Origin of the sequence: Lysobacter sp. 22409 (genome assembly GCF_052045105.1) — a bacterium.
Classification (GTDB): domain Bacteria; phylum Pseudomonadota; class Gammaproteobacteria; order Xanthomonadales; family Xanthomonadaceae; genus Lysobacter; species Lysobacter antibioticus_B.
In genome coordinates, this window is the sequence record NZ_JBQEOE010000009.1 from 102,430 (window position 1) to 124,567 (window position 22,138).

Genomic DNA, 22,138 nt, shown 5'->3' on the forward strand with positions numbered 1-22,138 from the left:
CGAATGACCGATCCCCGCCCTGCTGCTGTTCGCCCCACGTCCGAGCGTCGCTTTCCCGAAGGTTTCCTGTGGGGCGCCGCCACCGCCGCCCACCAGATCGAAGGCTCGCCGATGGCCGACGGCGCCGGTCCCAGCATCTGGACCCGCTTCGCCCACACCCCCGGCATGACCCTCAACGGCGACACCGGCGACGTGGCCTGCGACCACTACCGGCGCTGGAAGGACGACGTGAAGCTGATGCGCGAACTGGGCCTGCAGGCCTACCGTTTCAGCGTGTCCTGGTCGCGCATCCTGCCCGAGGGCACCGGCCGGGTGAACCAGGCCGGGCTCGATTTCTATTCGCGCCTGGTCGATGAGCTGCTCGCCAACGGCATCGAACCGCTGCTGACTTTGTACCACTGGGACATGCCGGCCGCGCTCGACGACCGCGGCGGCTGGCTCAACCGCGACTGCGCCGACTGGTTCGCCGAGTACGGCCGGGTCATGTACCGCGCCCTCGACGGCCGGGTCAAGAAGTGGGTGACCCTCAACGAACCCTGGGTGATCACCGACGGCGGTTATCTGCACGGCGCGCTCGCGCCGGGCCACCGCAGCCGCTTCGAGGCGCCGATCGCCTCGCACAACCTGATGCGCGCGCACGGCGCCGCGGTCCAGGCCTATCGGGCCGAGGGCAAGCACGAGATCGGCCTGGTAGTGAACATCGAGCCCAAGTACGCCGCCACCGATTCGGCCGAAGACGCCGCCGCGGTCGAGCGCGCCCATGCCTACATGAACGAGCAATACCTCGACCCGGCCCTGCTCGGCAGCTATCCGCCGGAACTGCGCGAGATCTTCGGCGAAGCCTGGCCGGAATGGCCGCAGGCCGACTTCGAGCTGATCCAGCAGAAGCTCGACTTCATCGGCGTCAACTACTACACCCGCAGCGTCACCAAGGCCGCCGAGAGCTACCCGCTCAACACCGGCGTGGTGCGCCAGCCGCTCGGCACCTACACCGAGACCGGCTGGGAAGTGTTCCCGCAGGGGCTCACCGACACCCTGACCTGGGTCAAGCAGCGCTACGGCGACATCCCGATGTACATCACCGAGAACGGCGCGGCCTTCTTCGATCCGCCGGTGGCCGAGCCCGATGCCAGCGGCGAGCGCCGGGTGCGCGACCCGCTGCGCATGGACTATCTGCAAAAACACATCGGCGCGATCCACGACGCCATCCAGGCCGGCTGCGACATCCGCGGCTACATGGTGTGGTCGCTGCTCGACAACCTGGAATGGTCGCTGGGCTATTCCAAGCGTTTCGGCGTGGTCCACGTCAACTACGGCACCCAGGAGCGCACGCCCAAGGACAGCGCACGCTGGTATTCGAAGGTGATCGCGAGCAACGGCACCCACCTCGCCGAACCCCTGCCGTACTGAGACCGGCCGCACGCCGCGACCCGATTGCGGTCGGCGTAACGCCCGCTGCGTCGTTCTCGCCGCGGCCGGGACGGCAATGCAAGCAAGCGCGGCGCGATGTTTCCATGCGCCGCGCGCAGCACCGTCACCCTGCGGCGTCGAATGTTGCCGCCGGGCGCTCAAGCGGCGATATGCTTGGACCCCAGCCGGGATCGACGATCCCGGCGGCGTAAAGGACGCCCGGCGGCGTTCGCTCGACCTCCCCCTCAATCTTGGTTTGCGGGTTCCATGCACGACACCCTGCTGCTGTTCGGCGCCACCGGCGATCTCTCCCAGCGCTATCTGTTTCCCTCGCTGGTCCACCTGTGGCGCGACCGCCTGCTGTCGCCCGGATTCCGCATCGTCGCGGTCGGCCGCCAGGCCCTGAGCGACGACGAGTTCCGCGCCTGGTTGCGCGAACGCATGGCCAACGAGGTCGCCGACGACCCGGCGGTGGTCGAGGAACTGCTGGGCCGGATCGCCTACGTCTCGGTCGACCTGCGCGACGAGGCCGCGATCGCCGCGGCCCTGGCCGGCTACGCCGACCGCCCGAGCGTGAGCTATCTGGCGACTCCGCCGGACTTGTTCGTTCCCGTGGCCCAGGGATTGAAAGCGGCCGGCCTGCTCGAAGGCGAGTCGCGCCTGGTGCTGGAAAAACCGATCGGCCGCGACCTGGCCTCGGCGCGCGCGATCAACGCCGCGCTGCGCGCCTGCCTCGACGAAAGCCGGATCTTCCGCATCGACCATTACCTCGGCAAGGCCGCGGTGCAGAACCTGCTGGCGCTGCGCTTCGGCAACACCTTGCTGGAAGCGGTGTGGCAACACCGCTGGATCGAATCGGTCGACATCTTCGTCGGCGAGACCGCCGGCGTCGACGGCCGCGAAGGCTATTACGCCAATTACGGCGCGCTGCGCGACATGGTCCAGAACCACATGCTGCAGCTGCTGGCGCTGATCGCGATGGAGCCGCCGTCGGCGCTCGACGCCGACAGCATCCGCGACGAAAAGCGCAAGGTGCTGCGCGCATTGCGGCCGATGACCGAGGCCGATGTCGCCGCGAACACCGTGCGCGGCCGCTACGGCGCCGGCGTGGTCGAGGGCCGCGCGGTCAAGGGCTTCGTCCACGATGCGCCGGTCGAAACCTTCGTCGCCGTGCAGACCTGGATCGACAACTGGCGCTGGGCCGGCGTGCCGTTCCGCCTGGTCACCGGCAAGCGCCTGGCCGAACGCGCGACCGAAGTGGTGATCACGTTCCGGCCGGTCGCGCATTGGCTGTTCGAGCGCCCGCGCCGCGGCCGCGAGCGCCCCAATCACCTGCGCATGCGCCTGCAGCCCGACGAAACCATCGAGCTGGGCCTGATGGGCAGCCTGGCCGCGCCGGAATGGGGCGCGCTGGAACTGCGGCCGATGTCGCTGGACCTGTCGGCGTCGTCCTCGCCGCAGCGGCGCATCGCTTACGAGCGCCTGCTCGTCGACGCCCTGCGCGGCAACCAGACCCTGTTCGTGCGCGACGACGAAGTCGAAGCGGCCTGGCAGTGGATCGACAGCATCGAGCGCGCCTGGACCCAGACCGCGCAACCCATCGTCGAATACCCGGCCGGCTCCTGGGGGCCGGCCGAAGCCGAGGCCTTCCTGCCCCCGGTCAACGGTCATCGTGGAGGCCAGGCATGAGCGGCGCCCTGCTCGCGGATATCGGCGGCACCAACGCCCGCTTCGCCCTCGCCCAACCCGACCGCGCCGCGCCGCAGCTGCTGCCCGACAGCGTGCAGGTCTTCGCGGTCGCCGATTTCCCCTCGCTGGCCGATGCCGCGCGGCATTACCTCGACCGCACCGGCGCCACCCCGAGCCATGGCGTGTTCGCCGTGGCCGGGCGCGTCGACGGCGACGAGGCGCGCATCACCAACCACCCCTGGGTGATCTCGGCCGAACGCACCCGCATCGCCCTGGGCCTGCAACGCATCGACCTGGTCAACGACTTCGCCGCCCAGGCGATGGCGGTGTCGCTGCTGCAGCCGGCCGACGTGGTGCCGATCGGCGGCGTCGCCTGGCGCGGCTGGAACGAACCCGGCGACCGCACCTACGCCATCATCGGTGCCGGCACCGGCCTCGGCGTCGGCGCGCTGCTGCGCCGCGACGGCCGCTACTACCCGCTGCAGACCGAAGGCGGCCACGTCAGTTTCGCCCCCGGCACGCCGGAAGAGATCGAAGTGCTGCAGCGCCTGTCGGGCGAGTTCGGCCGCGTCTCCAACGAACGCCTGCTCAGCGGCAGCGGCCTGGTCAATCTGCACCGCGCCCTCAGCCAGATCGCCGGCGAAGACCCGGGCCCGCTGCAGCCGGCCGACATCACCGCGATGGCCCGCGAAGGCGACGCCCGCTGCCTGCGCGCCATCGACGTGTTCTGCGCGGTGTTCGGCGCCGCCGCCGGCGACCTGGTGCTGACCCTCGGCGCCTGGGACGGGGTGTTCCTGCCCGGCGGCCTGGTGCCGAAACTGATGCCCTGGCTGGCCCATTCCGGCTTCCGCCAACGCTTCGAGCACAAGGGCCGGTTCTCGCCGACCATGGCGCGGGTGCCGACCCTGGCGGTGACCCATCCGCAGCCGGGCCTGCTCGGCGCCGCGGCGCTGGCCGCGCAGTTCGCCCCGGCCGCGGACCTCGCCCCGTCGCACTGAGCGCCGCTTGAGGGTGGGAGCGGCGCAAGCCGCGACCGCGATCGCAGATGTGGCTGCGGGCGCCCCGCCAGCCCGGATCGCGGCTTGCGACCGCAGCGGCATCGCTATGGGATGCCGCCCTTACCGCGGCGCCCGTCGCCCAGCCGCCTCGACGAGCACGCCGTCTTGAAGTCGGCCGTGCCAGAATCGTCGCCATGCTCGACGCTCCCTCGCCCGTCCCGCACGACCCTGCCGAACCGGACACTGTGCCCTACCGGTGGCACGAGCATCGCAGCTTCGATACCTGGACCTGGTCCTGCGCGGTGGCGATCGCCGCCGAGTTGCGCCGCGATCTGTCGCGGCGCCCGCGCGTGCGCCTGCTGCTGTCCGGCGGCACCACGCCGGCGCCGGTGTACCGCGCCCTTGCCCGCGCCCCGCTGGACTGGAGCCGGGTCGATGTCGCCCTGGTCGACGAGCGCTGGCTGCAACCCGAGGACCCCGACAGCAATGCCTGGCTGGTCCGCCAGCATCTGCTGCGCGACAACGCCGCCGCGGCACGTTTCGAAGCGCTGACCCGGCCCGGCCGCAGCATCCAGGAGTCGGCCGCTTTCGCCAACGCCCACGCCTTGCAGCCGGCCACCGCGGCGGTGCTCGGCATGGGCGAGGACGGCCATACCGCCTCGCTGTTTCCCGACATGCCCGACCTGCAGCGCAGCCTGGCCTCGCGCCTGGCCTATGTCGTGGTCGATGCCGAAGGCTGCCCCGGCGCGCGCCAGTGGAGCAAACGCATCAGCCTGACCCCGAGCGGCCTGGCCCAGGCGCAATCGCGCTTCCTGCTGATCCAGGGCAAGACCAAGCGCGAGGCCTTCCAACAGGCGCTCGCCAGCGGCGACGTGCAGCGCTGGCCGGTGCTGATCGGGCTGGAAGGCGCGACCCCGCTCGAAGTGCACTGGTACCCGTAGCCTCTCGGGTAGGAGCGGCGCAAGTCGCGACCGCGGGGTTTCATGTTGGCCGCGCAGCTCGACGCAGGTTCGCGGTCGCGACTCCTGACCAGAGAAAATCCCTTTGGGACGCCGCTCCTACTCCTCGATCGCGACGCTCACCGTCGCCGGCACGCGCTCGATCTTCAGCTCGCCTTGCCGCCAAGCCTTCACTTGTCCATCCACCACGGTCTTGCCTGGCGCACCGGCGAACGGCCAACGCAGGATCAGCCCGCCCGGCGGCACTTCGATACCCGCGGCGATCTCCAGCTTCGCCTGCCGGCCTTCGCGCTTGAAGCGATAACCCAGGGCGCCGTAGGGCGTGCGCAGGCCATCCACGCTCACGCCTTCGCCTTGCAGCCAACCCGCGGGAATGCCGGCCGCGATCACCAGCGCCTGATCGATATCGCGGGTGTGGGCGAACAAATCCAGCGCCGAGCGTACGTAGTCCGACTCGACCCAGGCGTGCGGCAGGTCGCCGACGAAAAACGGTTTGCGCGGCGTGCGCGAGACCACTTCCGCCCACTGGTTCCAGGCGCGCGGTTGCTGGTCCTTGAAGAAGAATTCCAGCGCCTCGTGGGCGCGCTCGCGCCAACCCAGGCGCACGAAGCTGCCGATGGTGCGCAACTCGTAGGGCGTGTAGTCCTTCCATTCGCGGCGGCCATCGCGGCGATCGACGAATTCCTTCCAGTAACGCTCGAAGGTGTTGTGCAACAGCGCTTCGGGCAACAGCCCTTGTTCTCCGCCGGGCGCCAGGGCGATGGTGGTCGAGGTGGCGTCGAAGTCGCCGAGCTCGGCGGCACCGGGCAGGTAATCGATCTTGTGCGCGCGGGTCGCCGCTTCCAGCGAACGATAAAGATCCTCGCGGAACTGGTCGCGCGATGCGGCGAAGGCTTCCGCTTCACCGTTCCGGCCGAGCCATTGCGCGATCTCGACCGCGTCCTTATAGCCGCGCAGGGCCCAGAAGTTGTCCCAGTACGAATGCATCGGCTTGGCCGAATAGCCCTCGTGGCTGATCGAGGCCGGCATCATCCCGTAGAAGGCCGGATTCAGCGCGCGATTGGCCGGCGTGCGTTCGCTCAGGCGCAGCTCGTCCATATACGCGACCGCTTTTTCCACGTGCGGCCACATCGATTCGAGCAAGGCCTTGTCGCGGGTGTAGCGATAGACCTCGGCGACGGTGAAGATCAACTCGCCGTGGCTGTCGTTCTCCGGCACCGGGTCGCTGCCGCGGTCGTCGACGCAGCACGGCACCTTGCCGTTGTCGAACTGATACGGCGCATACCAGCGCAGGAATTCCTCGGCGACGTCCTCGCGCCCCATGCGCAGCAGGCCCTCGCCGATCATCGCGCCGTCGCGGATCCAGGCCCGCGCATAGGAGCGCGTACCCGGCTGCAGGCGCGGGCCGACCCGGCTGATCAACATGTGCGCCAGGCCGGTGCGCAAGGTATCGACGACATGCTGGCCCTGCGCCGGCACGCGCAATTTGACCCGGTCGAGCTTGTCGCGCCATTGCGCCGCGGTTTCGTCCTGCCATCGCGCCGCCTGCGCCGGATCGACCGACAGCGGATCGTCCGCCCCATCCTGCGGCAGGTACAAAGCCACTTCACGGCTTTCGCCCGGCTCCAGACGCATCGGGTACAACAAAGCCGCCGACGCCAGCCCGTTGAGGTCGAACACTTCACTCTCGCCCGAGCGCGTCGCCGACGCACGCAGGTGGCGCACCACGTCGCCGTCCTGGAACGGCACGGCGAAGGCCGAACCCACCGGTGTCAGCGAGCGCACGCTGGGACGGCCGTCGAGTTTCACCGTGCCGGCCTTCGCGTCGATCTCGATGCGGTGGATGGCGCTGACGCCGCCGGTGGTGCTGAGGAACTGGGTCGGCGGGTTGACCTGGAAGGGTCGAATCGCCAAGGCCAGGGTGGCATCGCGCGGCTGTTTGGAAGTATTGCTGAGCCGGTAACGGGCGACGATCAGGTCGCGCTGTTCGAGCAGCGGCGCGAACGCGGTGACGCTGAGTTGCAGATCGCCGGCCTGCCAGCTCACGCTCGGGATCGGCAGATAACCGTCCTGCAGGCTCTGGCCGATCTCGACGTCGGCCCAGGTCTTCAAGGCCGCGTTCGGCGAGCCGCCCCGATCGGTCAACAACAAAGGCTCGATGCTGTAACCCCCTTTGTAGGCTTCGACCGCGCCGTCTTCGCCGATCAGGCCGTGCGAGGTGCCGCCGTCGGTGCCGAGCACGGTCCAGTACGGCTGCTCGCCGCTGAAGCCGCGCGGATAATCGCCGCGCGGCGCGCGTTGCGCGAGTTCCTTGATGAAATCGTTCGGCGTCGCGGCGAACGCCAACGGCTGCACGCTCAGTTCGGCCAGGCCGAAGCCCGGGCTCGGTCCGCGATCCGGCAACAGCCGCAGATAGCGCGCCTCGGCCTCGGGCAGCGGAACGAAATCGCTGCCGCCGTCGCCATGCTCGATCAACCTGAGCTTGTCCCAGTGCTTACCGTCCTTGGACAGCTCGATGCGGTAGCGCGAGGCGTACTCGTCCGGGGCCCACTGCAGAATCGCGCCGCCGAATTCGCGTACGCGGCCCAGGTCGAGGGTCAGGTTCGGCGCCGTGCCCTTCTCGAAACCGGCCCGCCATGCGGTGGCGGGATCGCCATCGGCCGCGTACTCGGCGCGGCTGCCTTCGGCATTGGAAGTGGCGACGAGCGTGCCGGTCAGCGGACCGCCGGGGTCTTTCGGCAGGGCCTGGAAACTCAGCTCATCGAAGCAGACCGAACCCTTGCCGCCGACGCTGTTGTAGACGGTGAACTCGAGCTTGGCGCTCTTGCGCAGGGTCGGATCGGCCGCCGGGCCCCAGGCGCGGCCGATATGGCGCTGCTTGTAGACCACCGGCGTCCATTGCTTCGGATAAACATACTTGGGCTTGTTGACCCACCAGACGTTGTCGCCGCTGGCGTCGACCAGCTTGAACTGCAGGTCGTTGTGCGGCGAATCGCCACGCAACTGGAACGCAAAGCGATAGTCGTCCGGATACTCCAGCGGCAGTTTGCGCTGCAGGCCGGCGTAACCGGACACGCCGTTGAAGTCGTAATCCAGGCACAGGCCCCGCCCCTTCGCGCCCGCTACCGGACGCAGGCTCGCGCTAACTTGATTGGAGGTAACTACGGTCCATGGCGCGGCTGACTCGAAGCCATCGAGCAATCGCGGCTTTTCCTGGGCGATCAACGGCGCCGAGATCAGGGCCAGGCACAGAGCGAACGCGTTCGCGACCGTTTTATGGGCGCGGGTAAGGTACAAACGCCCACGCGGCGCGACGGCTTGCTTGGGTTCCGACATTCGATCCACCTCTTGGCGCCGCGCGGGCGCGCGGCGGAACGGTTCTAACCCTTGACGCTGCCGACCAACAGGCCTTGCAGGTAATAGCGCTGCAACACCAGGAACAGCAGCAGCACCGGCACCACGGTCACGACCGAGCCGGCCATCATCATCTCGTTGTCCTGCACGTGCTCGCGCGACAGCGAAGCCAATGCGACCGGCAGGGTCTGCAGGTCCTGGTCGCTGAGCACGATCAAGGGCCACATGAAATCGTTCCAGGCGCCGAGGAAACTGAAGATCGCCAAGGTCACCAGGATCGGGCGCAGGGCCGGCAGGACGATCTGGAAGAAGATCCGCAGCTCGCCGGCGCCGTCGATGCGCGGCGCTTCCAGCAGTTCGTCGGGAATCGAGCGCGCGTATTGGCGCACCAGGAAGATGCCGAAGATACCGGCCATGCCCGGCACCACCGCGCCGGCGTAGCTGTTGATCAGGCCGAACTGCTTGAGCATCAGGAACAGCGGCATCATCGAGACTTGGGCCGGGATCACCAGCGCCGCCAGCAACAGCCGGAATATCCGTTCGCGCCCGGGAAAGGCGAGCTTGGCGAAGGCATAACCGGCCAGGGTGTTGAGCAACACCGCGATCACGGTGACCAGGGTCGAGACCAGGAAGCTGTTGAACAGATACCGGCCCATGCCCATGCGCGAGAACAGCTCATGGTAGTTGTGCAGGCTCGGCGACGAGGACCACAACGGCGGCGGAAACGCGCTGGCTTCGCCGGGTTGCATCAGCGACACCGCGAACATCCACAACAGCGGCGCCAGGCTCAACACCGCCAAGCCGATCAACAGGCCGTTGACGATCGCCTTCGCCAGGCGCGGACTCATGCCGGAGTCGTTCATTCGACCCCCTTGCGGCGCGCGACCCACATCAGGCCGCTGGTCACGGCCGTCATCAGCACGAACAACAGGAAGGCCACCGCCGAAGCGTTGCCGAGGTTCCACCACTTGAAGCCTTCTTCGTACATCAGGTACAGCACGCTGACCGTGCTCTGCAACGGGCCGCCCTGGGTGATGACGTAGGGCTCGGCGAACAACTGGAAATAACCGGCCAGGGTCAGGATGCCGACCATCAGCAGCACCGGCCCCAGGATCGGCAAGGTGATGTGGCGGAACTGGCGCGCCGGGCTGGCGCCGTCGATGCGCGCGGCCTCGTACAGGTCTTCCGGAATCGCCTGCAAGCCGGCCAGGAAGATGATCATGTTGTAGCCGAAGTTCTTCCACACCGCGAATAAGATGATGGTCGGCATCGCCCAATGCGGGTCGCCGAGCCAATCGACCGGGTCGATGCCGACCCACGACAGCACCCAGTTCACCAGGCCGTAACGGGTGTGGAACAGATAGCGCCAGATCACCGCCACCGCCACCACCGTGGTCACCACCGGGGCGAAGAACGCGGTGCGGAAGAACGGTTTGAACAGGCCGAGCTTGGAATGCAGCAACATCGCCGCGCCTAGCGAAACCGCGATCGACAGCGGCACGCCGACCGCGACGAAGTACAAGGTGTTGCCGAGCGCGCTCCAGAACAGCGGGTTGCGCAGCAAATTGAGGTAGTTGTCGAAAGCCACGAAGCGCAGGTTGTCGATATGCGCCAATGAATAGATATCGAAATCGGTCAGGCTCAGCGCCAGCGCGGCCAGCACCGGCAAGCCGAAGAACAGCCCGATCACGCTCAGCGCGGGCGCGGCGAACACCCAACCGGCGGTGGCGGGCTTCACCGCGACGCTCCGGCCGCGGGCATCCGGGCCGCGGCCTGCTGATCGAGCATCCAGCGTCGCTTCTCCAGAATACGGTCGGCGCGCCTATCCAGTTCCGCCGCGGCTTCGTCCACGTTGAGGCGGCCGTTGGCGAGTTGTTCGCCGACCAGCTTGATTTCCATGGCGATGCGCTCCCACTCCGGCACCTTCGGCGTCGGCCGCGCGCGTTCGAGCTGATCGCGGAACGCGCGTGCATAGACGTCGTTGGCCAGCACTGGCGCATCCCAGGCCGCACGGCGCGGCGGCAGATTGCCGCTGAGGCCATGGAAGCGCACCTGCACCTCAGGCTCGGACAAATAGGCGATCAATTTCCAGGCCGCGTCCTGGTGTTGCGAACTGCGGAACAAGACGAAGCTCGCACCGCCGGCGACCGAGGCGCCGGGCCCGTTCTCACCCGGCAGGGGCATGGTCATCCAGGTCGACTGCAGATCGGCCGGCAGGCGCCGCTTGAATTCGGCGATGTTCCAGGGGCCGTTGACGTAGAAACTGAAATAGCCGCGGCCGAATTCGTTCCAGACGTTGGCGATCTGGGTATTGCTCGCCAGCGGCGCCCAGCGCCGGTCGAAGACTTCGCGATAGAAGCTCAGGGCGCGCTTGAAACCGGGGCTGCGGAAATTGCCGTAACGGCCGTCCTCGCGCAGCAACGGGTCGGGCGACTGGATGCCGAGGTTGAGCAAGGGTTCCGGCTCGTTGAGCGGAAACAGCACGGCGTAACGATCCGGGCCGACCTCCCTCTTGATCGCCGCCATCGCCGATTTCCATTCCGCCCAGGTCGCCGGCGGCCGTGCGATACCGACTTGCTTGAGCAGGTCCTGGCGGTAAAACGGCAAACGCGTTTCCACGTACCACGGCACCGCATAGGCATGGCCGTCGATCACCCCGGTGTCCCAGGCGCCGGCAAAATAATCGCGCGCCTGCACGGACGGCGTCCGCGCCAGGCGCGGGTCGAGCGGCGTCAAGGCATCGAGCAAGGCGAATTCGGAGATCCAGGTGTTGCCGATCGCGCACACGTCGGGCAAGGCGTCGCCGGCGAACGCGGTCAGCAGCTTCTCGTGCGCGGCGGTGATCGGCAGTTGCTGCACTTCAACGCGGATGCCGGGGTGGCGGCGCTCGAATTCGGGAATAAGTTGGGTGACGACCTCGCCCTCGAAGCCCATCGCCCAGAACCGCACCACTTCGCGGCCGTCGTCGCGATGGCTGCAACTGCCGAGCAGGACCAGCGCGCACAGCGCGACCAGGCCTCGCAGCGCCCTGCCCCAGCCGCCGACGCGTACGGCGGCTGGCGAAGTGTCGATGGTCGTCGATGGACCGTTCAAGCGCTCATTCCGGCTTCGGCGGGGTCTGCTTGGACGGCGCATTGCTGCGCCCGGCGCGCGACTCGGCCTCGCCGAGCGCGCGTGCCGTCGCCGGGTCCATGGCGCCGGCCGGTTTCGCCGGCGCAGTCGCGGCGGCGGCGCCGGTCTTCGCCGGTTCGCCGTCCTTGCCCTTCGCATCGGCGCCCTTGCCATCGGCCGGAGCCAGCCAGCCGCCCTTGAACCCGGCGCGTTCGAGTCCGGCGCGGATGTAGGGATTGCGCTTCATCACGTTCCAGACGAACTCGTTGCGATAGTTGCTGATCATGGTCAGGATCGGCCCCTGGTCGATGCCGATGTAGTCGCTGGACACCCACCCCTGATCCGGCACCAGGCGCCCAGTCTTGAGCGGGATGTCGTACTTGAAGCTCGGGTTGAACGAATCCAGGAAACCGTAGCTCGAATAGATGTATTCGCCGTAGCGCTCGTGCATGGTCACCGTGGTCGGGATCACGATCTCCGGCGCGAACGGCAGCGAGGCGATCGCCGCGGTCGGCGCGATGGTGCCGTCGTCGAAGTTCTCGCGCAGGCCGGCGCCGCGCGCCGAGTAATGGCGGAACTGGCGCTGCTCGCCGCGGTATTCCTGCAAGGTCTGTTGCGGGCCGTCGCTCGCGGTCAGGCCCCACACTTCCGGGCCGTACTCCTCCCACTTCATCGGGTTGGCGATGGCGTAGGCGCGCTGGGCGTAGGCGGCGCGACGGCTGTTCTCGAAATAATCGATGCCGCGCTCGCGCATGTAGTCGTCCTGGATACCGCGGAAATCGATCCAGACGTGGCTGTACTGATGGCCGAACAAGGGGCCGAAGGCCAGGAATTCTTCGCCCTGGTATACGCCCCAGACGTCGTTGTAGGTGCGCGTCCACACCGTCCAGGCTTCCGGGCCGACCGGATGCGAGGGCGAGCCCAGCGCCAACACGTACAGCAGCATCGCCTCGTTGTAGCCGACCCAGTCGTGCTTGATGAAGCCGCTCTCGGGGAACCAGCCCATCGAGATCAGCGGCTTGTTCTGCTGCAGCCAGGTCCAGTCGACGCGTTTGTACAGGGTGTCGGCGACCTCGCGGATCTCTTTCTCACGTGGATCGTCGCGGTCGTAATAAGACTGGGCGAACAACACGCCCATCATCAACAGGCCGGTGTCCACGCTCGACAGCTCGACCCAGCTGTCGTAGCGCTGTCCCTTCTGCATGTCGAGGAAGTGATAGTAAAAACCTTTGTAACTACCCTTGCCGCTGGCCTGCGGGCCGCTCGGCAGGTCGCGCAGGAACTTCAAGGTCAACAAAGTGCGGTCGACCGCCTGGGTACGGCTGACCCAGCCCTTCTCGATGCCGATCGGATAGGCGGTCAGCGAGAAACCGACCGAGGCGATGCTCGCGAACGGGCGCGACGGATACCGGTCGGGGGTCAGGCCGTTCTGTTCGTTGGTGGTGTCCCAGAAAAACTGGAAGGTGCGCTTCTCGATATCGCGAAACAGCGGCGGCAGCTCCAGCCGCTCCTGCTTGAGCGGCTCAATCACCACCGGCTCGGCGCTCACGATCGGCTGGGTCTGCGAGCCGGTCTCGGTTTTCTTGCAGGCGGACAAGACGAGCAGCAGCGCGCCCAGGACAGCGATGGAGACCGCACGTGTTGTCGACTTGAGGTGGTGCATGAAACGAAAGACCCCTGTGTCTTCGTGTTGAGATTTAGATCGATGCAATGAAGAAAAGTTCGTTGCCGCAAACATGCATGCCGGCCAGCGAACGCAGAACCCGGCGCCGGCCGTCGGTGGACGGCCGGCGTTGCAGGCTTTACCAGCTGAAACCCATCGAGAGCTTGAACATACGAGTCGGCAGGATGATGCCGTCTTGGTGATCGCCGAAGTTGGCGTTCGGCGCGTTCAATCGACCTGCATAAGTGTCGTACTGGTTGTAGTTACGTGCGTTGGTGACGTTGAGGATGTCGCCGCGGATGCGGAACTTGACACCAGCGCCCGTATCGAACTCTTTGCTGACCGCCAGATCGAGTTGCTTGAAGCCGATGGTTTCGTCGGGCTTGAACTGATCGGTGAAGCAGAAGTTGTCGTTCGGGCCCGAGTTGGAGCAATTGACGAAGTAGTAAGCGGTCGGGCTGGCGAGGGTGAGCTTGCCCGAGAACGTCAAGCCCCATGGACCATCGTAAATGCCCGTGGCAACGAGGCGATTACGCGGCACGCCCTTGGAATCGTGCCAACCGAAGCCGGCCAGGCTCGGATGATCCAGCGAGAACGATTCGCCGGTCTCCCGATTTTCCTCGCCGTCGGTAAAGGTATAGGCGATGGTCACGCCCCAGCCCGATTCGCGCGTATAGGGCTTGTCGAGCTTGACCAAGAGCGAATTGGCACGAGTCTCGATACCGTTCACGCCCAGGATCAGTGCACGCCCGAAGCCAGGAATGCCCGCGCCGAAGGGCGCGCCCCAAATCGCCCCCGGCGCAGGGTAGAACGAGCCGTCCGGCCTGCGGTTGCCGAGCAAGAAGGCGAAACCGTCTTTGCTGACGATACGAGAGATGCCGATATCCGTCTGCCACTCGGTCTCGCCGATAGTGACCGCGTTGCGCATACCGATACTGAATTGATCCGAATATGGAGTCTTCAGATCGTTGTTGAGCAGGAACACTTCGCGGCCGTTGTTCGGATTTGCAGCGACCAGAGCTTCCAAAGCTTCGCGACTCATCAAGCCGGGATTAAAGGCGAGACAGTCGCCCACGCCAGGCGCGCACGAATGCCCTGGCTGATTGAACCGAAACGAATAGGTCGGAAATGTACCCTTGGTGGTCTCCAACTGCAGATTATTGAAGATGTTCCGGTCGTAGGCGCGTCCGGCACCGCCGTAGATCACATGTCGCTGATCGGCGTTGAGATCGTAGGAGAAGCCCAGACGCGGCTGAAACGCATCCTTGAAGTTGCTGCGCTCGCGTCCGCTACTTGTGTAATCGTTCAGATCGACACCGCCGAGTGCGAGGGTTTGGCGATAGGTCTGGCCAGCCGGCGCGCGGGGATCCTGGCTATTCAGCGCGGTGAGCACGTCAGCCGGAGTGCGGTAATCGGTGTAGGCGTCGCTGGTCTCGTAATCCCAACGCAATCCGAGGTTCAAGGTCAGCTTGTCGTTGACCTCCCAATCGTCCTGGACATAAACGCCGAACTGCTTATTGCGCGACTCGACGCTGCCGTCGGCGATGCCCGGAAGACCGGCACCGAACCGCACCAGATACGGCGAAGCCAGATCTCCGCCGATGTCGTAGAAGAACTGCGGGTTGTACGGGATTTGCTCGGTCGCGCTGATATCGATGACTTTGTACTTCACGCCCATCTTGACAGTGTGGTTACCGTGCCACTGCAGATCGGTAAAGGTCAAATCATCCTGGAACGAGTAACCCTTCTGCGCCTTGTCCTGAAAATTTTCGCCAGGACCGGCATTGAGGACGCGCTTGTCGCCGGTGGAGTTGATATCGCCGCGGGTCAGCACGTATCCGTTGCCGAAAGCATTGGCGCGCGGGTTGTAGCTGCCATCTTCGTAAGTGAGGTGAGCGTCGTTGATCCATCCATCGCCGGTGTACTGGTAACGCATGTCTGCTCGCTTATCGCTGTTGTCCTTCGCCGTTCCGAACGGAACGGTGCTGATGCCGTCCACACCGGTAATTTCGGTTTCGTCGCGATATTTTCCGGTCAGTTCGAAGTAATGGTTGTCGCCGACCGACAGGTCCACCTTGGCGAAATACAGGTCTTCCTTGAAAGGCGCGTTGACGCCACCGATCAACGGCCGGAACTGCGCCGGCAATTGCGCCTCGGTCACACCCTCGCCTGGCTTAATCGTAAACGGCGTGTTGTACTCCTTCGCCTCATAGGCGACGAAGAAATGCATCTTGTCTTGAATGATCGGCCCGCCAAAGGAAATTCCGTACTGCTCTTCCTTTGAATCGGTCTTCTTACCGGACTTGTCTTCGGCGGGTGTCGGCGATCTCCACGCCTCTGAGGTATGGTCCCAGAAGAAATCGCCATGGAACTCGTTGGTACCGGAACGGGTCACCGCGGTAATAGCTGCGCTGCTGAGCTGGTCGAACTCGGCTTTGTAGTTCGAGGTAATGACCTTGTACTCGCCGATCGCCGACTGTGGGAAAGGATTGCCGCGAGTATCGTCCTGGCCTCCGACCCCGCCCGGCAGGACATAGTTCTTCTGGCCGACACCGTCGATATAGACATTGATGCCGTTGGAACTTTGCGCACCGCTTCGCAGCGATGTGGAGCCATTCGACGCCTGCACGAACTGAACGCCCGGCACCGTATCGGCAAATGCCAGGAAGTTGCGCGTGCCTTGCGGCAACGCTTCGATTTGCTTGGTGGAAATGTAGGTGGCGTTCTCTGAAGTACGCACTTCCGCCAACGCCGAAGCAGTAACGGTCACCTTGTCGATGTCGGTCGCCTCGCCCGCCGGCGCAGTTTCGGCCACGCCGCCGGTGGAAACGTTGAGCGTCGCGTTCTGGCCGACCGCGACGGTCACGTTGCGGGTATTGCTCTGGCCGTCGGCGCTGACGTCGATGCGGTAGGTGCCCGGAGGCAGGCCGGCCAGGGTGTAGTTGCCGTCGGCGCCGGTCTGCACCTTGCGGGTCAGGCCGTTGGCGAGATTGGTCGCGGTGACGCTGGCGTTCGCGGCCGGGCCGGCATTGCCGCTGACCACGCCGCGGATCGTCGCGGCGGTGCCCTGGGCGAAGGCGATCGGCGCGGCCATCGCCAGGCAGCTGGCGAGCGCGCAGGCCAGCAGGCTGCGGCTGGGCCTGGAATGGCCGGATTTACTGTCGGATTTATTGCTGGAGCGACGCGAGTGGTGTGGGTTCATATGCTTTCCTCCCTCCAAGGAGCACGTACTGCAAGGTTGCAACGGTGGAGCAATCTCTGCTCTGTAATCGCTTACACGTTCGTCCAAATTTTTTTCGACGCGATCAGCCACCGCCCCCTCGGCGTACCCCGGACTCGCGCACGATCAGTTCCGGCCGCAGCGGTTCGCTCTGCCGCGGCTCGTCCATGGATGGTTGTTGCTCCTGCGCTGCGGCATCGGTGCCCAGTTGCGTCAACAGCAGACGCGCCGCCCGGGCACCGAGCTCGGCGATATTGACCCGCATGGTCGTGAGTGTCGGGTGGACATAGCGTGCAAGCGGGATATCGTCGAACCCCGCCACCGCGATGTCGTCGGGCACCTTGAGGCCCGCCTGCACGAACGAAAACAAACAGCCCAGCGCCATCATGTCGTTGGCCGCGAACACCGCATCGGGGCGCTGTGGCGCGGCCAGCAAGGCCTGGCCGGCGCGATGGCCGGAGGCCTCGTCGAACTGGCCCGGCAGCACCCATTCGCTTGCATCGGGCAACAGCCGCGCAAGCGCTTCGCGATAGCCGCGCAGGCGTTCGTGGGCATCGAAATTGTCTTCCGGGCCGGCGATGAAGGCGATGCGGCGATGACCGCAATCGACCAGGTGCTCGACCATGGCCTGGGCGCCGCCGTAATTGTCGACGCTCAGCGACAACAGGCCGGGTACGGCGCTCTGGGTGTTGATCAACACGATCGGCATGGCGGCATCGAGTTCGTCGACGATCGGCGCCTGCGCCGCGACATAGGGCGACATCACCAGCAAACCGTCGACGCGGCCGCGCATCGCGCGCAAGGCCGCGGCCTGCTCTTCCGGCCGGCCGTGATAGCTCGACACCAACAGGTGCAGGCGATGCTCGCGCGCGACCTGGTCGACGCCGCGCACCAGTTCGGAGAAGAATTCGCCGTGCAGGTCCGGCAGGACCACGCCCAAGGTGTGGGTGCGCCGGCTGCTGAGGCTGCGCGCGGCGGCGTGCGGCGTATAGCGCAAGTCCTGGGCCACCGCGAGCACGCGGCGCCTGACCTCCTCAGCCACGTTGCCATGGCCGTTCAAGGTCCGCGACACCGTCGCAACCGACACCTGCGCCGCACGGGCGACATCTTTGATCGTCACGCTCATCACGTTCCTGGACCGCCCCTCGCGGCTGGAAAGTGGCCCGACTGTAAACGTTTTCAAGAACAAGTGTAAAGCGCTTGTTATGAAAAGCGTTTAACGGCTTCCTGCACAGGCGCGCATGCTGCAGCGCGACATGCGCTGTGCGATTCAGCGCCCCGCTTCGACCGCCGTGTTCAGCCGGCGCCTTCGTCCGGCGTGCGCGCACTGATCGAGAGCGCATGGATGTCGGTGTTCATCAGATCGCCGACCGCGGCATACACCGCGCGATGACGCGCGATCGGGTTCAAGCCGACGAAGGCAGCGCTGACCACGGCGACGCGGAAATGCCCTCGCCCGTCCTGGGCGCCGGCATGGCCGACGTGACGATGGCTTTCGTCTTCGACCTCCAACGAGGCCGGCGCCAGCGCAGTCTCGATCGCATGGCGGATCGCCTCGACGCGCTGTTCGCGCGGCAGCGCCATTACGGCAGCACCTTGCGGAACGGACGCACCTCGACCCGCGCGTACACGCCGGCATCGACATAGGGATCGGCATCGGCCCAGGCGCGCGCGGCCTCGAGCGATTCGAACTCGGCGACGATCAGGCTGCCGCTGAAACCGGCCGGACCCGGGTCTTCGGCATCGATCGCCGGGCATGGCCCGGCCAGCAACAAGCGGCCCTGGTCGCGCAATGCGGTCAGGCGCGCCAGATGCGCGGGACGCGCCGCGCCGCGCGCAGGCAAGGAATCGGCGACGTCATAACCTTCGATCAGATACCACATGCCTGGACTTCGACCTCGTGAGGGACGCGCACGCCGCGCGAGGCTGCATTCTCGCAGGCTCCGGGCCGGCTTGCGCGCACCCGGTCGGCTGTATTCGCATGCGGCGCGCGCGCAAACGCATCGGCGTGCCGGCCTTGCGCCGACGAAGCGGCCCGCGTCGGCAGACGCGGGCCATTGGCGGTCACGCCACTATCGGCCGCGCCGGTTGCTGCTGTTGCTGCTGCGTCGTCTGCGGGCCCTGCTGCGCCGCCTGCGGCACATCCTGCTGCAGGCGCTGGCTCGATTGCTCGACCGGCTGGTTCGCTGCGATCGCCTTGTCGGCGTAGGCGCGGTGGTGGGTCGGGTCGTTGAGACCGCCCTGCACCGCGAACAAGCCATTGCCGTTGGCGTTGAGCGCGACGTGGTCGATCTTGGTCAGGCCGCTGACGCGGGCCTCGTAAGTCAGCGTGGCCGCGGCGTTCTCGACTTCCTGGCGATTCTTGAAACCGGCCTGCGGGCCGAGTTTCTCCAGGCCGTCGACCGCCTGCCGGAACATCGCGTTGTTCGGGTGCGCCGCATCCGACAGCAAGGGCGCACGCGCCGGGTCGGCGGTACGCGCATGGCTGTGCCCGTCGTGGGCCTGCGCCGGCTCGGCCTTCTTCAAGGCCTCCAGCGTGCGCGGACCGGCGATGCCGTCGACCTTGAGGTGGTGATCGCGCTGGAACGCCTCGACCGCTTCCTTGGTGTGCTGGCCGAACTTGCCGTCCGGCACGATCGCATGGCCCTGCGCGTCCTTATAGCCGAGCTTGGCCAACTGCTCCTGCATCGCCTTGACCTCGGGACCGCGCTCTTCCTTGCGCAGCACGCCGTCGGCCATCGCGGCGGCCTGGGCGGTCGAACCGGGGCCGCCGGGCGTGTGCACGGCGCGACCGTTGCCGGAGACGTTGCTCACTTGCGCCGGGCCGGTCAGGTTGTCCGAATGCGGCGGGCGGCGATCGGTGCTGATCGCGCCGCTGTCGATGTCGCGCACGTAACGCTCCATCTGCGGCAGGTAGCCGGTGTTGATGTCGACGTGGACGTGCTTGCCGAAGGCGTTCGGATCGCCTTTGTTGAAACCGCCCTGGATGCCGAGCGGCTGGCCGTACTCGACGCGGTCGCCGACCTTCAACTCGGTGTTGCGCAGGTCCATGTGCCGGTACTGCGCGATCATCTCGCGGTTGGGATCGTTGGCCGGGCGGTCGTAGATCTGGACGATGCCGTCGCGCGGGTCGACCCGGCCGATGTAGCCGTTGGCGACCGCGGGCACGGCCACGGCGCTGGAGCCGCCGGCCTGCAGCACGAAGTCCTTGGAAACGTAGTGGTCGCCGTCGCGCGAGACGGTCGGCGTGCCGGCGTAGTTGCCGAGCAGTTCTTCGCGCTCGCCGTTGACGGTGCCGTAGACGCGGCCGCGCTCGTTGCCGCGGGTGGGATGGTGGCGCTCGAGGTCTTCGTAATCGTGGACGTGCTGTACGCCACGACCGACCGATTCGACGATCGAATACTTGGGCATCGTACTTCTCCTTGTCGATGGTTTATCCGGACGGCCGCCCCGCTCGCGGGAGAGGCCGGGGTTCAACGCAGCTGTTGAGTCAGCTGCCAGCACCCTTGCTTGAACTCGAACACATACGCTTCCGGCTTGCCGAGGGTCTTGACCACGTCCTCATCGGGCGAGAACTCGGCCTTGACGAAGTCGACCCGCATGCGGTCGCCGCTCAGGGTCCGCTCGATCTTGACCCGGTCGAGTTGGCCGGCCTGCTTGCCGGGCTCGTCGTACGACCATTGATTGTCGACCAGGGCGATCTTGAAAGGCCCGGCCTGCTGCGGCGTCTGCGACTCCAGCAGCTTGCCCGGGTCCTTGAGGTCGCGGATCTCGATCTTCGGCGCGGAATAGGCGGAGCGTACGTTCGCCTGGTAGACGAATTGCTCGAAGAACGAGGCGAAGCCGTCTTCGCTCTTCACGCAGGCCTCGGCCGGCAACTGCACCGCCGCGCTGGCGGGGGCCGAAGGCGTCGCCTCGGCCGGCGCCGGCTGGGCAGTTGCAGGCTCGGCGGCTGCGGGCTCGGCAGAAGCCGGAGTCGCGGTCGCGGCCGGATCGGCCGTATTGGCCTTGCCGGCCTCCGGCGCGGGCGCGTTGCAGCCCGCCAACGCCAACACCAGAGCGGCGGCGACGGTCCTTGCTTGGTTCATTGCGATTCCCCAGTCCATTAGTTGTGCCTGCCCAGTCTAAATAGCTGTACGGCCCGGCGACAGGCCCCGCACAGGCCGCCGCGGCGATCGGCAAACCCGAGCGCCGTCGCGCCCGCGACCCCGGGCGGCCCGGAGCCGGCCGGCCGGTACCGCTCCCCGACCCGGCCGGCGTTCATGCCGGCGCTGGACACTGCCCGCCCCAGCCCTTACCCTAACTGTCAATTGCCCGAGGCCGGATGCAGCGGCCCGTCGCGACAGGACCCAAGCCGTCGCCACGTCAGCACCCGTACTTCCCCGCACATCATCGGTGCGCCAGTACGCCAGTGCACAGCTGCAGACCACCGGCTCACGCCCGCAACCCCCTTCGTCTCAGCCGCCACGCCTTGTCGTGACGCGCAGGCCGGGGCCGTTCGGGCCTAAAGCACACGCCTTTATAGAGTGGTCCGTAGCACCCGCAGGGAAGCTCGATCCCGGTCCTTGCACGACCTGGCGCGGCTCTCGATGCGGTCATGCGCCGCAAGCATCGTCGTAACTGCAGTGCCGACGGCCCGGAGGGGCCGGTTTCGAATGAGCAACGAACCCGCGCCCGTCGCGACCGAATCCAGCCCAGCCCCGACGACGCCTCAGCAGCAGGAAATGCCGCTGGCGATGGTCCACGGCCAGCCGGTGCTGCAGATTCCGCAGGATCTCTACATCCCGCCGGACGCGCTCGAAGTCATCCTGGACGCGTTCGAAGGCCCGCTCGACCTGCTGCTGTACCTGATCCGCCGTCAGAACCTGGAGATTCTCGACATCCCGGTCGCCGAGATCACCCGGCAATACGTGACTTATATCCAGGCCATGCACGAGATGCGTTTCGAGCTGGCCGCCGAATACCTGGTGATGGCCGCGATCCTGGCCGAGATCAAGTCGCGCATGCTGCTGCCGCGCTCGGCCAACGAGGAAGGGATCGAAGAAGACCCGCGCGCAGAGTTGGTCCGCCGCCTGCAGGAGTACGAGCGCTTCAAGAAGGCGGCCGAGGACATCGACACCCTGCCCCGCCAGGACCGCGATACCAGCCCGGCGCAGGCCTACGTGCCGGACCGGGCTTCGGTCAAACTGCCGCCGCCGGTCGATCTGCGCGAGATGCTGCTGGCCCTGCACGACGTGTTCAAGCGTGCCGAGCTGTACACCCAGCACGCGATCAAGCGCGATGCCTTGAGCGTCCGCCAGCGCATGGGCGAACTGCTGACCCGCATGTCCGATGGCGTGTTCCATCGTTTCGAATCGCTGTTCACGGTCGAAGAAGGCCGGCTCGGCATAGTGGTAACGTTCCTGGGCCTGCTGACCCTGGCCAAGGAACAGTTGATCGAGATCGTCCAGGAGCAGCCCGAAGAGGGCCGCCCGCCGGCGCCGATCTACGTCAAATCGTTGGCGCTCATGAAGGATCCCGACGAGATCGAACTCAGCAGCGAGTTCGACGACGCCGCCAACGATGACCGGGCTTCGTGACTTGGCTGTCGTGACTCGGCTGCCGCCGTCGTTCCGCCTCGCCGGGGCGGATTCGATCGGGACGGACTTGATCGGGACGGATTCGATCGGAACGGACTCGATCCCGGCAGGGGCCGGGTCCGCCTCGCCCGAACGTTCCTGCACTTCAGCCTCCG

16 protein-coding genes are annotated in these 22,138 nt (G+C 66.5%); 5 read left to right on the forward strand and 11 right to left on the reverse strand.

Translation table 11 applies throughout. The annotated features are described in order from the left end of the window. Positions 1-3: 3 nt before the first annotated feature. The 4 genes from ACTJJK_RS06990 to pgl all read left to right on the forward strand — a co-directional run bounded on the left by ACTJJK_RS06990 (position 4) and on the right by pgl (position 5,038). Positions 4-1,410: a GH1 family beta-glucosidase gene (locus tag ACTJJK_RS06990; RefSeq protein ID WP_440729849.1), complete on the forward strand. Its 1,407-nt coding sequence runs from the start codon at positions 4-6 to the stop codon at positions 1,408-1,410. Positions 1,411-1,677: 267 nt separating this feature from the next. Next, positions 1,678-3,099, forward strand: a complete 1,422-nt coding sequence (zwf, locus tag ACTJJK_RS06995) for a glucose-6-phosphate dehydrogenase (protein ID WP_031370780.1) — start codon at positions 1,678-1,680, stop codon at positions 3,097-3,099. Continuing rightward, positions 3,096-4,097, forward strand: a complete 1,002-nt coding sequence (gene glk / locus ACTJJK_RS07000; RefSeq protein ID WP_031370779.1) for a glucokinase — start codon at positions 3,096-3,098, stop codon at positions 4,095-4,097. Before zwf ends, glk begins: the two co-directional genes overlap by 4 nt. Positions 4,098-4,291: 194 nt before the next feature. Further along, complete coding sequence (gene pgl / locus ACTJJK_RS07005) at positions 4,292-5,038, forward strand: 6-phosphogluconolactonase (protein WP_440729850.1); 747 nt, start codon at positions 4,292-4,294, stop codon at positions 5,036-5,038. A gap of 117 nt (positions 5,039-5,155) precedes the next feature. On the opposite strand, the gene ACTJJK_RS07010 is transcribed toward pgl, so the two are convergent. From ACTJJK_RS07010 to ACTJJK_RS07060, 11 genes are all read right to left on the reverse strand, one after another. Further along, positions 5,156-8,302 (reverse strand): discoidin domain-containing protein, encoded by a 3,147-nt coding sequence (locus ACTJJK_RS07010; protein ID WP_440729864.1) that lies wholly within the window; start codon positions 8,300-8,302, stop codon positions 5,156-5,158. 134 nt (positions 8,303-8,436) lie between these two features. After that, complete coding sequence (locus ACTJJK_RS07015; protein ID WP_440729851.1) at positions 8,437-9,273, reverse strand: carbohydrate ABC transporter permease; 837 nt, start codon at positions 9,271-9,273, stop codon at positions 8,437-8,439. Further along, positions 9,270-10,148, reverse strand: a complete 879-nt coding sequence (locus ACTJJK_RS07020) for a carbohydrate ABC transporter permease (RefSeq protein ID WP_031370775.1) — start codon at positions 10,146-10,148, stop codon at positions 9,270-9,272. The genes ACTJJK_RS07015 and ACTJJK_RS07020 overlap by 4 nt, the downstream gene beginning before the upstream one ends. Further along, entirely contained in the window at positions 10,145-11,434 is a 1,290-nt protein-coding gene (locus ACTJJK_RS07025; protein ID WP_031370774.1) for a sugar ABC transporter substrate-binding protein, read from the reverse strand. Before ACTJJK_RS07025 ends, ACTJJK_RS07020 begins: the two co-directional genes overlap by 4 nt. Before the next feature lie 73 nt (positions 11,435-11,507). After that, positions 11,508-13,184 (reverse strand): glucoamylase family protein, encoded by a 1,677-nt coding sequence (locus ACTJJK_RS07030; RefSeq protein ID WP_440729852.1) that lies wholly within the window; start codon positions 13,182-13,184, stop codon positions 11,508-11,510. A gap of 139 nt (positions 13,185-13,323) precedes the next feature. Beyond that, the gene (locus ACTJJK_RS07035; protein ID WP_440729853.1) at positions 13,324-16,386 is read right to left on the reverse strand and encodes a TonB-dependent receptor; all 3,063 of its coding nucleotides are present in this window, start codon (positions 16,384-16,386) and stop codon (positions 13,324-13,326) included. Positions 16,387-16,489: 103 nt separating this feature from the next. After that, entirely contained in the window at positions 16,490-17,530 is a 1,041-nt protein-coding gene (locus tag ACTJJK_RS07040; protein WP_223621124.1) for a LacI family DNA-binding transcriptional regulator, read from the reverse strand. A 170-nt stretch (positions 17,531-17,700) separates the two neighbouring features. Next, entirely contained in the window at positions 17,701-17,988 is a 288-nt protein-coding gene (locus ACTJJK_RS07045; RefSeq protein ID WP_031370770.1) for a BolA family protein, read from the reverse strand. Next, entirely contained in the window at positions 17,988-18,287 is a 300-nt protein-coding gene (locus tag ACTJJK_RS07050) for a YciI family protein (protein ID WP_031370769.1), read from the reverse strand. Before ACTJJK_RS07050 ends, ACTJJK_RS07045 begins: the two co-directional genes overlap by 1 nt. Positions 18,288-18,468: 181 nt before the next feature. Next, positions 18,469-19,815 carry an XVIPCD domain-containing protein gene (locus ACTJJK_RS07055; RefSeq protein WP_440729854.1) on the reverse strand — a complete coding sequence of 449 codons (1,347 nt, stop codon included), beginning with the start codon at positions 19,813-19,815 and terminating at the stop codon, positions 18,469-18,471. Positions 19,816-19,877: 62 nt separating this feature from the next. Then, on the reverse strand, positions 19,878-20,492 hold the full coding sequence (locus ACTJJK_RS07060; RefSeq protein ID WP_200875794.1) for a hypothetical protein: 615 nt from the start codon (positions 20,490-20,492) through the stop codon (positions 19,878-19,880). Between the two features lie 567 nt (positions 20,493-21,059). Between ACTJJK_RS07060 and ACTJJK_RS07065 the strand changes: the two genes are divergently transcribed. Beyond that, a complete protein-coding gene (locus ACTJJK_RS07065) occupies positions 21,060-21,983 on the forward strand; it encodes a segregation and condensation protein A (RefSeq protein ID WP_031370766.1) in 924 nt (307 codons plus the stop codon). Positions 21,984-22,138 lie beyond the last annotated feature (155 nt).